The sequence below is a fragment of the Lederbergia sp. NSJ-179 genome (assembly GCF_022867885.1).
GTDB lineage: Bacteria > Bacillota > Bacilli > Bacillales > Bacillaceae_C > Lederbergia.
In genome coordinates, this window is sequence record NZ_JALIFP010000001.1 from 285,814 (window position 1) to 299,759 (window position 13,946).

Sequence of the window (13,946 nt, forward strand, 5' to 3'; positions counted from 1 at the left end):
AGCTTTAAAAAAGGAGTCCGGTATAGTAAAATATCCTTATCTATGTTGTGAGTGCGTTAACAAACGATTATGGTGTATTATGTGAGGGATTTCGTCTAAATAAGGAGGAATTTACATGTCCATAGAATTAAAAAATAGCTACGGCTATATTGATATTTCCAATGAAGTTATTGCAACCATTGCAGGAGGTGCGGCAATGGATTGCTATGGAATTGTCGGGATGGCTTCTAAAAATCAAATTAAAGATGGGATAACTGATATTTTACGAAGAGAAAATTTTACTCGTGGAATCATTGTTCGTCAGGAAGAAGAAGCTTTACACATAGATATGTATATTATTGTCAGTTATGGAACGAAAATTTCTGAAGTCGCTCATAATGTACAATCCAAGGTGAAATATACACTTGAACAGACAATCGGAGTTGCCGCTGACACAGTTAATATTTATGTTCAAGGGGTCCGTGTAGTGAATCCGTGATGGAGGAGGGAAAAATTAGTGGCTATACAAACATTGGATGGAAATCAATTTGCTGAAATGATCTTAAAAGGGGCCAACCATTTGGAGGCCAATGCCCAAATGGTTGACGCATTAAATGTGTTTCCAGTACCTGATGGGGATACCGGGACCAATATGAATCTTTCCATGACTTCAGGATCAAAGGAAGTACAGAAAAACAAACAGGCCCATATCGGGAAAGTCGCAATGGCTTTATCTAAAGGCCTTCTAATGGGGGCGCGTGGGAATTCAGGTGTTATTTTATCCCAGCTTTTTCGTGGGTTTGCGAAAGAAATTGAGCATAAATCATTTCTAGATGCGTCTGAATTTGCTTCTGCATTTGAAGCTGGGGTAAAAACAGCATATAAAGCAGTCATGAAACCTGTAGAAGGGACCATTTTGACAGTCGCAAAAGATTCGGCGAAAAAAGCGGTAGAAATAGCCAAAGCAGAAAAGAATATTATCGTGATTATGGAAGCTGTTTTACAAGAGGCTAAAGCCTCGTTAAAACGGACACCCGACCTTTTGCCGGTTCTAAAAGAAGTAGGCGTTGTCGATAGCGGTGGCCAAGGTTTAGTCTGTGTGTATGAAGGATTTTTAGCTTCGTTAAAGGGAGAATCATTACCAAATACACCTGCCCTTGAACCAAGTATGGATGAACTTGTGAATGCACAACATCATCAGAGCGTACAAGGATTCCTACGTACGGAAGATATTGTGTACGGATATTGTACGGAATTTATGGTGAAGTTTGAGAACAATAAAAAGAAATTTTCGGAGCAGGCTTTTCAAGAGGATTTAAGTCATTTTGGGGACTCCTTACTTGTTATATCAGATGATGAGGTAGTGAAAGTTCACATCCATTCGGAAGAGCCCGGTAAAGTTCTTTCCTATGGTCAGCAATATGGAAGCTTAATCAATATGAAAATAGAGAATATGCGTGAACAGCACAGTTCCATCTTAGAAAAGGACAGACATCAAGGGAATAAAGAGAATGCAGGCTCAAAAGAAAAGCAACCATATGCCATTATTGCTGTTTCGATGGGATCTGGAATCGCTGAACTTTTCAAAAGTATCGGAGCTTCCAGGGTCATTGAAGGTGGGCAAACGATGAATCCTAGTACGGAGGATATTGTCAAAGCGATTCAATCCACACAGGCTGAAAAAATTCTTCTTCTTCCTAATAATAAGAATATTATTATGGCAGCGGAACAAGCCGCTCAGGTAGTAGAGGAAGAGGTATTGGTTGTCCCTACAAAGACCGTACCGCAAGGGTTAGCTGCTATTTTAGCCTTTAATCCTTCTGCCTCACTTGAACAAAATGGAAAGGGAATGAAGGAGGCTTCAGAAGAAATCAAAACAGGGCAAATCACGTATGCTGTACGTGATACGGTGATTGATGGGTTATCGATTCAAAAGGATGATTACATGGGGATTCATGATGGGAAGATCGTAGAAGCGAATCAAGATTTGACAACTACAGCCCAAAACCTGTTAAAAACAATGATTGATGATGATTCTGAAATTCTTACCATTCTTTATGGTGAAGACACCCAATCAAACGAGGTGGATCAATTGGTTGATTATCTAAATGAACATTATGAAGATCTTGAAGTAGAAGTTCATAATGGAAAGCAACCACTTTATCCGTATATTTTTTCAGTGGAGTAAAATAGATATAATAGAAGGGGGAACCCTTCTATTTCATTTTAATTCGATTAGTGCAGGGAGTGTAAAGAAAGGTGAATAGTTCGCTTGAGGGATCAACAACATTATTAAATGGGATTGGAGAGGAAACAGCACAAACACTCTCTGAAATGGGGATCGAGAATATTCATGATTTATTGAATTACCTTCCGTATCGATATGAAGACGTAAGGCTGCGTGATCTAAAGGAAGTGAGCCATGGTGAAAAAATAACGATCGAAGGTAGTGTTCATAGTGATCCAACGATTGTTTATTATGGGAGAAAGAAAAATAGATTAGTGATTCATTTACTCGTTGATCGATATTTGATTAAGGCTGTTTTTTTTAATCGAGCTTTTTTAAAAGGGAAAATATCAATCGGTGATACGATCATTGTCTCAGGGAAATGGGATAAGCATCGTTTGACCATTACCGGACAAGATATTCAAATTAATCCACAGGAACGAACAAATGATTTTGAACCTGTTTATCCTTTAAAAGGATCTATCACAATTAAAGCTTTAAAAAGATTTATCGCTCAAGCATTTCGAGAATTTGGTGATTTTATTCCTGAAACTTTACCCCCTGATTTATTAATAAAATATAAACTTCCAAGTAGAAAAGATGCTTTAAAAAAAATTCACTTTCCACAAGACCTTTCTGAGGTAAAAGAGGCAAGAAGGCGATTGATTTATGAAGAATTCTTCTTCTTTCAACTAAAATTACAGGCTTTCCGAAAACTGGAAAGGGAAGCATCTATAGGCCTCTCTCAACAATATAATTTGAAACAATTAAAAAAATTCATTCACTCTCTCCCCTTTGAATTGACCAATGCACAGAAAAAGGTTGTCAATGAAATTTGTAAAGATTTAAAATCTCCTTATAAAATGAATCGTTTATTGCAAGGAGATGTTGGGTCTGGGAAAACGATTGTAGCCGCTATTGCTCTCTATGCCAGTGTGACAGCCGGTTATCAGGGCGCTTTGATGGTGCCAACAGAAATTTTGGCGGAGCAGCATTTTTCCTCATTAAAATCCTTATTTGAGCAGACAGATATTACGATTGAATGGCTAACAAGCTCTGTAAAAGGGAAAAAACGGGAAGAAATACTTGCGAAGCTAGCTACAGGTGAAATCAATATTTTAATAGGGACCCATGCCCTTATTCAACAAGATGTCATTTTTGAAAAATTAGGTTTGGTTATAACGGATGAACAACATCGTTTTGGTGTGGAACAGCGACGAGTTTTACGGGAAAAAGGGGAGAAACCTGATGTGTTATTTATGACCGCTACCCCGATTCCTCGAACATTAGCGATCACTGTTTTCGGAGAAATGGATGTTTCGGTAATCAATGAGATGCCAGCCGGTCGAAAAAAAGTAGAGACTCATTGGGTTAAACATAAAATGCTGAATCGTGTACTAGAATTTATTGATAACGAATTAGCAAAAGGGAGACAAGCTTATATAATTTGTCCCTTAATAGAAGAGTCGGATAAACTAGATGTTCAAAATGCCATTGATGTCTATGAGTTATTATCACAGTATTTCAAAGATAAATATCAAATAGGTTTGATGCACGGAAAATTACCATCGAAAGAAAAAGAGGATGTCATGAGAGCGTTTAGTGTTAATCAGATACAGCTACTCGTCTCTACCACTGTTGTAGAAGTTGGAGTCAATGTTCCAAATGCTTCTCTTATGGTAGTCTATGATGCCGAACGCTTTGGACTTTCACAGCTACACCAGCTCCGAGGAAGGGTAGGACGTGGTAGTGAGCAATCCTATTGCATTTTATTAGCTGATCCTAAATCAGATGTGGGAAAAGAACGGATGAGGATCATGACGGAAACAACCGATGGGTTCGAGTTAAGCGAAAGAGATTTAGAGTTGCGTGGTCCTGGTGACTTTTTTGGCAAAAAACAAAGTGGATTACCTGAGTTTAAAATCGCTGATATGGTTCATGATTACCGAGCACTCGAAACAGCTCGTAATGATACAGCTACTCTACTTGAACAAGAATCCTTTTGGGAAAGCCCAGAGTATGCACCGTTGCGAAATTATTTATCTAAGTCGGGAGTATTAAAAGGGGAAAAATTAGATTGAACATTTATAGGATGAACGGCTAGGGGAGCGATGACAATCGCCACGCCAAGTCTGACCTACATCGTGTGGGCCTTACAGCTAAGGACGCGACGACAAACGCCACGCCGGTCTGACCTACATCGTGTGGGCCTAGCCGCTGGGCGTTAAGTCCACAGAGGAGCTGCGTAAAGGTTGCGCATTGCAGTGTCTTTTTATATACTACTGTTAATACCTAGTCTTAATATCTTGATTGGTGTGGATAAAAATGAGACCTTCGAAAAAGGAACGCCAAAGCTTATTACAAGAGACAATCCATGATAATCCGTTTATTACCGATGAAGAGCTGGCGGAAAAGTTTTCCGTCAGCGTGCAAACGATTCGGCTTGATCGAATGGAATTATCCATTCCTGAATTAAGAGAAAGAATCAAAACAGTGGCAGAGAAACATGTCGAAGATGAAGTCAAAGCCTTGCCGATTGAAGAGGTAATCGGGGATATCATTGATATTGAATTGGATCAATCAGCGATATCGATTTTTGATGTAAAAAAGGAACATACGTTCAAACGGAACTCGATTGCAAGGGGACATCATTTATTTGCGCAGGCTAATTCGCTTGCCGTTGCGGTTATCAATGATGAACTTGCTTTAACTGTAAAAGTGAGCATTCGTTTTACACGACCGGTTAAAGCAGGTGAAAGGGTTGTTGCAAAAGCAAAAGTTCGAAAACAAGCATGGTCAACAGATCGTACCATTGTAGATGTGAAAAGCTATGTGGATAAAGAATTAGTGTTTAAGGGAGAATTTGAAATGTTTCGTTCGAGCCTAATGACAGAGGGTGAAAATGCATGAAAATAGCGATTGATGCTATGGGGGGAGATCATGCTCCTAAGGAAATCATACAAGGAGTGAATCGCGCTATCCAGGAATTTACCGATATCGAATGTATGTTATTCGGAAAAGAATCAGAAATCAAAAAATATGCGATAGAAAATGAACGATTATCCATCTTTCATACGGATGAGAAGATTGCCTCGACAGATGAACCTGTTAAAGCGGTGCGGAGGAAAAAAGCGGCTTCAATGGTGATGATGGCTCAAGCTGTAAAAGATAAAAAAGCAGATGCTTGTATATCAGCTGGAAATACCGGAGCCCTTATGGCGGCGGGTTTATTTGTAGTGGGACGAATCAAGGGAATTGACCGTCCAGCACTTGCGCCTACCTTACCGACTTTGGATGGGAAAGGATTTGTCTTTTTAGATGTGGGGGCAAATGCGGATGCTAAACCTGAGCATTTATTACAATATGCGATTATGGGAAGTATCTATGCGGAAAATGTTAGAAAGCTTACCAAGCCAAAAGTAGCTCTGCTTAATATCGGTACAGAGGAAAATAAAGGGAATGATCTGACGAAAAAAGCGTTTGAGCTACTCCAAAATTCAAAGCTAAATTTTATCGGTAATATTGAAGCGCGTGATTTACTTGAAGGTCATGCGGATGTTGTTGTAACGGATGGTTTTACCGGTAATGTCGTATTAAAAACCATTGAAGGAACCGCTTCAGGCCTTTTCTCGATGTTAAAGGACATCTTTATGAATAGCTTTAAAAATAAATTAGCAGCAGGTTTCATAAAATCAGATTTAATGCAATTAAAAAACAAAATGGATTATTCAGAATATGGAGGCGCCTGTCTTTTTGGTCTAGATGCACCGGTTATAAAAGCACATGGCTCTTCCAATGCAAATGCGCTTTACCATGCCATAAGACAAACAAGAGAAATGGTTCAACATAATATCTCCAAAACAATCGGAGATTCCGTAAAAATAGATAGTGAATAAAAAATGGGAGAGATGGAGAATGGGGAAAATAGCATTTGTATTTCCTGGCCAGGGTTCTCAAACAGTTGGAATGGGTGCCACTGTTAGGGAAACAGATCATAAGGCGAGAGCAATATTTGACTCCGCAGATAAACGACTACATAGAGATTTGACATCTCTTATATTAAATGGACCACTAGAAGAGTTAACAAAGACTATGAACGCACAACCAGCCTTACTTACAACCAGTGTCGCTCTTTTACAAGCATTTCAGGAGGCTGGAATCCAACCTGATTTTACTGCGGGACACAGTCTTGGGGAGTATTCTGCTTTAGTGGCAAGCGGGGCTATCCCTTTTTCCGATGCTGTGTTTGCCGTCTCTAAGAGGGGGGAGTTAATGGAAGAGGCCGTTCCAAATGGTAAAGGAACGATGGCCGCTGTCCTTGGAATCGATCGTCATCTTCTTTCGATTATTTGTGAGAAAATCACAGATAACGGGGAGCCAGTACAATTAGCCAATCTCAACTGTCCCGGTCAAATCGTTATTTCTGGTACTGTAGAAGGGGTATCTCGAGCAGGGGTAGAGGCAAAAAACAAAGGGGCTAAACGAGTACTACCATTACAAGTTAGCGGTCCTTTCCATTCCATTTTAATGAAGCCGGCGGCAGAAAAATTTAAGACAGTGTTGGAGCAGATTACAATTCGTGATGGTCAGATTCCTATAATTGCCAATGTGACAGCAGAACCAACTCAGGACAAACATGATATTCAAAAACTTCTGCTGGAACAGCTATATTCTCCTGTTCTATGGGAGGATTCCATACGAAAAATGATTGAACTTGGTGTGGACTCGTTTGTAGAAATTGGACCAGGAAAAGTGTTATCTGGTCTGATTAGAAAAATTAGCAGAGAGGTTACAACTCTATCTGTCCAAGATCCAGAGAGTTGCCAGGCTGCCATTACGGTATTGAGGGGGAACGGTGGATGAAGCTTGAAGATAAAGTAGCGATTGTAACAGGTGCTTCTAGAGGAATCGGCAAGGAAATTGCAATAACCTTAGCAAAAGAAGGCGCAAATATTGTTGTAAACTACTCAGGTAATAAGGAAAAGGCAAAAGAAACGTTGGATGAAATCATCGCAATGGGAAGAAAGGCAATCATCTATCAATGTGATGTATCAGATCCTGATGCCGTCCAATTCATGATCAAAGAAACCATTCAACAGTTCGGAAAAGTAGATGTCTTGGTGAATAATGCAGGAATTACACGGGATAATTTATTAATGAGAATGAAAGAAACAGAATGGGATGACGTAATAGACACAAATTTAAAAGGTGTTTTTAATTGTACGAAAAGTGTGTCAAGACAAATGATGAAGCAACGAGCTGGAAGAATCATTAATATTTCATCTGTTGTAGGGTCTAGTGGAAATCCTGGACAAGCTAATTATTCCGCAGCAAAAGCAGGTGTAATTGGATTAACAAAGACATCAGCTCTTGAACTTGCTTCACGAGGAATTACCGTAAATGCCATTTCACCAGGTTTCATTACGACAGATATGACAGATCAACTGCCTGGAGAAACAAAAGAAGCCATGCTTAAGCAGATCCCGCTTGGAACTTTAGGAGAACCAGAGGATATTGCAAGGGCTGTTGTGTTTCTTGCGTCTGATGATGCTAAATATATAACCGGGCAAACTTTACATGTCAATGGCGGAATGTATATGTAAAGAAGGACTAAGTTTACGTTCAGGCTAGCTAAATTGGAAAATAATCCCCACTTTTGGAAGTTTCATTTTATCTTTTACAGAGATTCGATTATAATACTTGAGGGGAGGTGACGAAATGGCAAACACAGTTGAACGAGTCACAAAAATAATTGTAGATCGATTAGGTGTCGAAGAATCAAAAGTAACACTTGAAGCTTCATTTAAAGATGATCTAGGGGCAGATTCTCTTGATGTAGTTGAACTTGTCATGGAATTAGAGGATGAGTTTGATATGGAAATTTCAGATGATGATGCAGAAAAAATTGCAACAGTGGGCGACGCTGTCAATTACATAGAAAGTAATGCCTAGTCGCTAATGTCTGGATATGTCCCGTCGCTTGCTGACGGGGCTTTTCTACGTTGTTTGAAAAAGTGTAGAACAGTTTAGAAAACTAACTCAAATTAGGTGAGAATATGCGTAAATCTAATCGAAATCGAACGAAAAATACGCTTTATAATCAAAATCTAAAAGACTTTCAAGCCAAAATTGGTATAAAATTTCATAATGAAAAGCTATTAAGACAGGCTTTTACCCATTCATCCTATGTGAATGAGCATCGAAGAAGGCCATTTGAAGATAATGAGCGCTTAGAATTTCTAGGGGATGCTGTGTTAGAACTTGCAATTTCCCAATATTTATATAAAAAATTTCCGACAATCAGTGAAGGAGAACTCACAAAACTTCGCGCCTCCATCGTTTGCGAACCAGCACTTGTTCAGTTTGCGAATGAGTTGAATTTTGGTGATGTCGTTCTGCTCGGAAAAGGGGAAGAAATGACGGGGGGACGTGCGCGGCCTGCACTATTGGCAGATGCATTTGAAGCCGTAATCGGTGCATTATATTTAGATCAAGGATTGGATCAGGTCATTTCTTTGCTAGAAAAGGTTGTATACCCTAAAGTGGATGCAGGTGCTTTTTCGCATGCGATGGATTTTAAAAGCCGATTGCAAGAAGTGGTACAAAGAGATGGGACAAGTACATTGGAATACGATATTTTACAAGAAGAGGGACCGGCTCATAATCGAGTGTTTGTATCCCAAGTTTCTTTAGATGGTCATATTCTTGGAAAAGGGAAAGGCCGGTCCAAAAAAGAAGCTGAACAACACGCTGCTCAGATGGCTTTAGATGAACTGCGTTCTCATAAACAATAAACGGGCGAAAAAGAGGAGGATAAGGATGTTCCTCAAACAACTAGACATTATCGGTTTCAAATCATTTGCTGAAAAAACGACACTTGAATTTGTTCCAGGCGTTACAGCGGTAGTGGGACCCAATGGGAGCGGCAAAAGTAATATTACCGATGCAATCCGTTGGGTATTAGGAGAACAATCTGCTAAATCATTACGCGGTGGAAAAATGGAAGATGTCATTTTCGCTGGTAGTGATTCAAGAAAACCATTAAATTTTGCGGAAGTTTCTCTCACATTAAATAATGAAGATGGCACATTACCGGTCGAATACAATGAGGTATGTGTGGCCAGAAGGGTATTTCGGACAGGAGATAGTGAATATTTATTAAATGGTCATAGTTGTCGGCTCAAGGACATCATTGACTTATTTATAGATTCAGGGCTGGGGAAAGAGGCCTTTTCCATCATTAGCCAAGGGAAAATTGAAGAAATTTTAAACAGTAAACCAGAAGAGAGAAGAACGATCTTTGAAGAGGCGGCAGGCGTTTTAAAATATAAAAATCGAAAGAAAAAGGCGGCATTCAAACTTCAGGAAACGACAGAGAATTTAAATCGGGTGAATGATATTCTGTACGAGTTAGAAAGTCAGATGGAACCACTCAAAGTTCAAGCCTCTATGGCAAAGGATTATCTGCAGAAGAAGAAAGACTTGGAGACACATGAAATTGCCTTAACCGTTTATGAAATTGGTGAGAAGCATTCTCAATGGGAAGCATCCAAGCAAGAAGTGGAAAGATTAACGGTGAAAGAAGCGGATTTGTCTTCCCACATTCAACAAGTAGAATCCTCATTAGAGAAGGAAAGAAACAATTTAACCACTCTTGATGAGAAAATAGCTGAATGGCAATCTGCTCTATTAACCTCTTCTAAAGAATTGGAAAAACTTCAAGGCAGACTTGGAATATTAACAGAGAGAAAAAATAATGCAGCCCTAAATTCAGGACAATTGCAGAAAAACATTTCAGATGCTGAACAAAAAATGATACAAATAAAACAGAAACAAGAAGAAACGAAGGTTGAATGGCAGGAAAAAAAGCAAGAAGCTAAAAATATTAAAAAATTATTAACCGAAAAAAGGAAAAAGGCAAGTACGCTAAATGATTCTATTGAGGAGACGATTGAATCATTAAAAAGTGATTATATTGAAGTTTTGAATCAACAGGCAAGCGCTAAAAATGAATTTCATTATTTAGAACAGCAATTAAAACAACAAATTTCGAAAAGTAATCGGCTTGATGAAGAAAATAAAAGGTATCTTGAACAACGAAAAGAGTATATGAATCAGTTAGATAAAAATATAAAGGCAGTAGAAGATATTGAAAAAGAGTTGACTTCACAAATAGAACAATTTCGCGAAACTCAAGCTCTGATCGGGGAATTAAAAGAGAAATACGAAGAGAAAAATGCGTTAATCAATAAGGCATACCAATTCATTCAAAAAGCAGAATCTCGAAAAGATACTTTAGAAGAGATGGAAGAGGATTATACAGGATTTTATCATGGAGTAAGAGAAGTTTTGAAAGCCAAAAAAAATGAACTAAGTGGAATTGAAGGAGCGATTGCAGAACTTATCCATGTACCTCCGCAATTTGCGAAGGCAATTGAAACAGCGCTTGGTGGAGCCATGCAACATATTGTCGTAAGGACGGAAGCAGATGCTCGAAATGCCATTGCTTTTTTGAAAAGAAAACAAATGGGAAGAGCTACTTTTTTGCCTATGAATGTCATTAAAGGAAAAAGTCTTCCGATCAATCAACAAAGGCAGCTTTCTTCTCACCCTGCTTATATTGGTATAGCAGAAAGCTTAGTGGACAGTGAGGAATTTTATAAACCGGCTGTCCAGCATTTACTTGGAAATATCGTGATTGCAGATTCATTAGCGGGGGCAAATCAAATAGCTAAACTATTGCAGTTTCGCTACAGGATTGTGACCCTTGACGGTGATGTCATAAACCTTGGTGGCTCTATGACGGGTGGCGCCTCTAAACAAAAAACGACTTCCTTGATCGGGCGGAAGACGGAACTTGAAGAGCTGAAAAATAAACTAGCAGAAATGAAAAGCAAAACGAAAGTACTTGAAGAAGAGTGGCATCAGCTTAAACTTCAATTAACAAATGCTGAACATAAACTAGAAACGATGAAAGAGAATGGGGAAAAGCTGCGCATTCAGAAGAACGAGGCCCAATCCGTTGTCACTCAAATAGAAATGAACAAAAAGAATATTGATGATCGTCTCGCTCTATACGATCTAGAAACAAATGAACTAAAAGGGGAAAAAAATAAAATAAAAGAACGAATGGATGATTTAGAGGAAATTACATCCAACTGTAATGAAAAAATAATCACATTAAATCAAAAAATTGAAGAATTAACAAAACAGCGAAATAATGAAAGACAATCAAAAGAATCCCTTGAAAAAGAAATAAATGAACTATCATCCAGAAATGCGGTTATCAATGAGCAGCTTCAATCGACTGAAAAACATCTTGAGAATCTTATAATGGAGTATAAGGAGATGGAGGCAAATAAAAACTCATTAATGGATGATCTGAATTTTTTACAAGGGGAAATGACGGGCCATCAAACGAGCGAGGAAGATTTAACAGAACAAATCAAGCTCCAATCGATCGAGAAAAAGCAGTCAGAGGAACAGTTAAATAAAAAAAGAGAAGATAGGTTTCAACTACAAGTATCCATCGAGCAAAAAGAGGCTACTCTAAAAGAGCAGAAAAGATTGTATAATGGGATTAGCAATGCTTTAAGGGATGAAGAAGTGAAGAAAAATCGACTTGATGTGGAACTGGATAATCTTCTTCATATGTTAAGAGAGGAATATTCCCTTTCTTATGAGGGAGCAAAAGAACAATATCCACTCATTCTTTCTGTTGAGGAAACCCGAAAGAAAGTGAAGTTGATTAAGCGTGGACTGGACGAACTTGGTTCTGTCAATCTTGGAGCGATAGAAGAATATGATCGAGTATATGAAAGATATCATTTCCTCTTAGAGCAGCAGAAAGATTTAACAGAAGCAAAAACACATTTATTTAGAGTGATGGATGAAATGGATGATGAAATGAAAAGAAGGTTTAGCACGACTTTTTATGAAATCCAAGACCAATTTATGGGTGTGTTTAGGGCGCTATTTGGCGGAGGAAGGGCTGAACTAAAGTTGACCGAACCAGCGGATTTATTGAATACTGGGGTTGATATTGTTGCCCAACCACCTGGAAAAAAACTTCAAAATCTAAGTCTATTATCAGGTGGAGAACGATCCTTAACAGCGATTGCCTTACTTTTTTCTATATTGAAAATAAGACCTGTTCCTTTCTGTGTTTTGGATGAGGTCGAGGCAGCACTAGATGAAGCCAATGTACAAAGGTTTAGTCATTACCTTCGAGCATTTAGTCAGGAAACCCAATTTATCGTCATTACCCATCGCCAAGGCACAATGCAAGGGGCAGATGTGCTGTACGGGGTGACCATGCAGGAATCCGGAGTGTCTAAAATCGTATCTGTCAAGTTGGAAAATGCACAAGAGATGGTGCAATAAATAAAGGGGGAATTATAATGAGTTTTTTTAATAAATTAAAAGAAAAATTTACTTCCTCAACAGATTCTGTATCCGAAAAGTTTAAAACGGGATTAACGAAAACAAGGAATCAATTTGCTGGGAAGGTAAATGATCTTGTTGCTCGGTATCGAAAAGTAGATGAGGACTTTTTTGAAGAATTAGAAGAGATTCTCATTCAAGCAGATGTCGGTTTTGAAACAGTGATGGATTTAATGGACGAATTAAAAATGGAAGTCAAGCGAAGAAATATTAAAAACCCTGAGGAACTACAACCTGTCATTTCAGAAAAATTAATCGAGATTTATAACGGTGGAGAGGAGCTATCCTCTGAATTGTCCATTAAGACAGACGAATTAACCGTTATTTTATTTGTTGGGGTCAATGGGGTGGGAAAAACGACCACTATTGGGAAATTAGCTCATAAATTAAAACAAGAAGGAAAAAAGGTGATGTTGGCTGCAGGTGATACGTTTCGGGCAGGAGCCATTGAGCAATTGGAAGTATGGGGAAAACGCGTCGGCGTGGAAGTAATCAAACAAGAGGAAGGATCAGACCCTGCTGCTGTGATGTACGATGCCCTGCAAGCAGCTAAGTCTAGGAAAGTGGATATCCTTCTATGCGATACAGCTGGAAGATTGCAAAACAAGGTGAATCTTATGAAGGAATTGGAAAAGGTCAAACGAGTCATTGAAAGGGAGGTTCCGGGAGCACCTGATGAAGTTTTGCTCGTATTAGATGCAACAACGGGACAAAACGCTTTAATCCAAGCGAAAACCTTTAAAGAAGCAGTCGATGTCAGTGGAATTGTCTTATCCAAATTGGATGGAACGGCTAAGGGAGGAATTGTTCTCGCTATCCGTAATGAACTGAATCTTCCGGTGAAATTTGTCGGGCTTGGAGAACAAATGGATGATCTTCAAGAATTTGATCCGGAAAAATATGTTTATGGGCTTTTCTCTGATGTGATCGACGAACTGGAAGAAAATTAATATGTTTTTGCTGGTCGATCGGGTTTTTGTAGATCCAATCACGCTTTGGATCTACATTTTTGCCGAACCATCGCATTTTCGTAGATCCAACCATGCTTTGGATCTACATTTTTGCCGAACCATCGCATTTTCGTAGATCCAACCATACTTTGGATCTACATTTTTGCTGAACCATCGCATTTTCGTATATCAAATCACGCCTTGGATCTATGTTTTTGCCGAACCATCGCATTTTCGCAGATCCAATCACGCTTTGGATCTACATTTTTACCGAACCATCGTGTTTTCATAGATCCAACCACGCCTTTGATTTTAAAAAATAATAGCGGAACTTGACAATTCAGTTT

General features: G+C 38.8%; 11 protein-coding genes. All 11 read left to right on the forward strand.

Features of this window, described 5'->3' with window-relative positions:
* Positions 1 to 115: 115 nt before the first annotated feature.
* The 11 genes from MUB24_RS01495 to ftsY all read left to right on the forward strand — a co-directional run bounded on the left by MUB24_RS01495 (position 116) and on the right by ftsY (position 13,599).
* Positions 116 to 478 carry an Asp23/Gls24 family envelope stress response protein gene (locus MUB24_RS01495; RefSeq protein WP_244700230.1) on the forward strand — a complete coding sequence of 121 codons (363 nt, stop codon included), beginning with the start codon at positions 116 to 118 and terminating at the stop codon, positions 476 to 478.
* 18 nt (positions 479 to 496) lie between these two features.
* Positions 497 to 2,167 (forward strand): DAK2 domain-containing protein, encoded by a 1,671-nt coding sequence (locus tag MUB24_RS01500; RefSeq protein WP_244700233.1) that lies wholly within the window; start codon positions 497 to 499, stop codon positions 2,165 to 2,167.
* Positions 2,168 to 2,238: 71 nt separating this feature from the next.
* Positions 2,239 to 4,287 carry an ATP-dependent DNA helicase RecG gene (gene recG, locus MUB24_RS01505; RefSeq protein WP_244700236.1) on the forward strand — a complete coding sequence of 683 codons (2,049 nt, stop codon included), beginning with the start codon at positions 2,239 to 2,241 and terminating at the stop codon, positions 4,285 to 4,287.
* A gap of 244 nt (positions 4,288 to 4,531) precedes the next feature.
* The gene (gene fapR / locus MUB24_RS01510; RefSeq protein WP_244700238.1) at positions 4,532 to 5,116 is read left to right on the forward strand and encodes a transcription factor FapR; all 585 of its coding nucleotides are present in this window, start codon (positions 4,532 to 4,534) and stop codon (positions 5,114 to 5,116) included.
* Positions 5,113 to 6,102, forward strand: a complete 990-nt coding sequence (gene plsX, locus MUB24_RS01515; RefSeq protein ID WP_244700241.1) for a phosphate acyltransferase PlsX — start codon at positions 5,113 to 5,115, stop codon at positions 6,100 to 6,102. The genes fapR and plsX overlap by 4 nt, the downstream gene beginning before the upstream one ends.
* Positions 6,103 to 6,121: 19 nt before the next feature.
* Positions 6,122 to 7,069 carry an ACP S-malonyltransferase gene (gene fabD, locus MUB24_RS01520; RefSeq protein ID WP_244700243.1) on the forward strand — a complete coding sequence of 316 codons (948 nt, stop codon included), beginning with the start codon at positions 6,122 to 6,124 and terminating at the stop codon, positions 7,067 to 7,069.
* Positions 7,066 to 7,809, forward strand: coding sequence for a 3-oxoacyl-[acyl-carrier-protein] reductase (fabG, locus tag MUB24_RS01525; protein WP_244700246.1), 744 nt, complete (start codon positions 7,066 to 7,068; stop codon positions 7,807 to 7,809). Before fabD ends, fabG begins: the two co-directional genes overlap by 4 nt.
* A 115-nt stretch (positions 7,810 to 7,924) precedes the next feature.
* Complete coding sequence (locus MUB24_RS01530) at positions 7,925 to 8,158, forward strand: acyl carrier protein (protein ID WP_057986708.1); 234 nt, start codon at positions 7,925 to 7,927, stop codon at positions 8,156 to 8,158.
* 104 nt (positions 8,159 to 8,262) lie between these two features.
* The gene (rnc, locus tag MUB24_RS01535; protein WP_244700250.1) at positions 8,263 to 9,000 is read left to right on the forward strand and encodes a ribonuclease III; all 738 of its coding nucleotides are present in this window, start codon (positions 8,263 to 8,265) and stop codon (positions 8,998 to 9,000) included.
* Positions 9,001 to 9,025: 25 nt separating this feature from the next.
* Positions 9,026 to 12,589, forward strand: a complete 3,564-nt coding sequence (gene smc / locus MUB24_RS01540; RefSeq protein WP_244700253.1) for a chromosome segregation protein SMC — start codon at positions 9,026 to 9,028, stop codon at positions 12,587 to 12,589.
* Between the two features lie 17 nt (positions 12,590 to 12,606).
* Positions 12,607 to 13,599, forward strand: coding sequence for a signal recognition particle-docking protein FtsY (ftsY, locus tag MUB24_RS01545; RefSeq protein ID WP_244700256.1), 993 nt, complete (start codon positions 12,607 to 12,609; stop codon positions 13,597 to 13,599).
* The last annotated feature ends 347 nt before the right edge of the window (positions 13,600 to 13,946 follow it).

What these genes read in the sequence shown, in the direction of transcription:
- MUB24_RS01495 (WP_244700230.1), top strand. Translation starts at nt 116, where the DNA reads ATGTCCATAGAATTAAAAAATAGCTACGGCTATATTGATATTTCCAAT.
- fapR (WP_244700238.1), top strand. Translation starts at nt 4,532, where the DNA reads ATGAGACCTTCGAAAAAGGAACGCCAAAGCTTATTACAAGAGACAATC.
- plsX (WP_244700241.1), top strand. Translation starts at nt 5,113, where the DNA reads ATGAAAATAGCGATTGATGCTATGGGGGGAGATCATGCTCCTAAGGAA.
- fabD (WP_244700243.1), top strand. Translation starts at nt 6,122, where the DNA reads ATGGGGAAAATAGCATTTGTATTTCCTGGCCAGGGTTCTCAAACAGTT.
- fabG (WP_244700246.1), top strand. Translation starts at nt 7,066, where the DNA reads ATGAAGCTTGAAGATAAAGTAGCGATTGTAACAGGTGCTTCTAGAGGA.
- MUB24_RS01530 (WP_057986708.1), top strand. Translation starts at nt 7,925, where the DNA reads ATGGCAAACACAGTTGAACGAGTCACAAAAATAATTGTAGATCGATTA.
- rnc (WP_244700250.1), top strand. Translation starts at nt 8,263, where the DNA reads ATGCGTAAATCTAATCGAAATCGAACGAAAAATACGCTTTATAATCAA.
- smc (WP_244700253.1), top strand. Translation starts at nt 9,026, where the DNA reads ATGTTCCTCAAACAACTAGACATTATCGGTTTCAAATCATTTGCTGAA.
- ftsY (WP_244700256.1), top strand. Translation starts at nt 12,607, where the DNA reads ATGAGTTTTTTTAATAAATTAAAAGAAAAATTTACTTCCTCAACAGAT.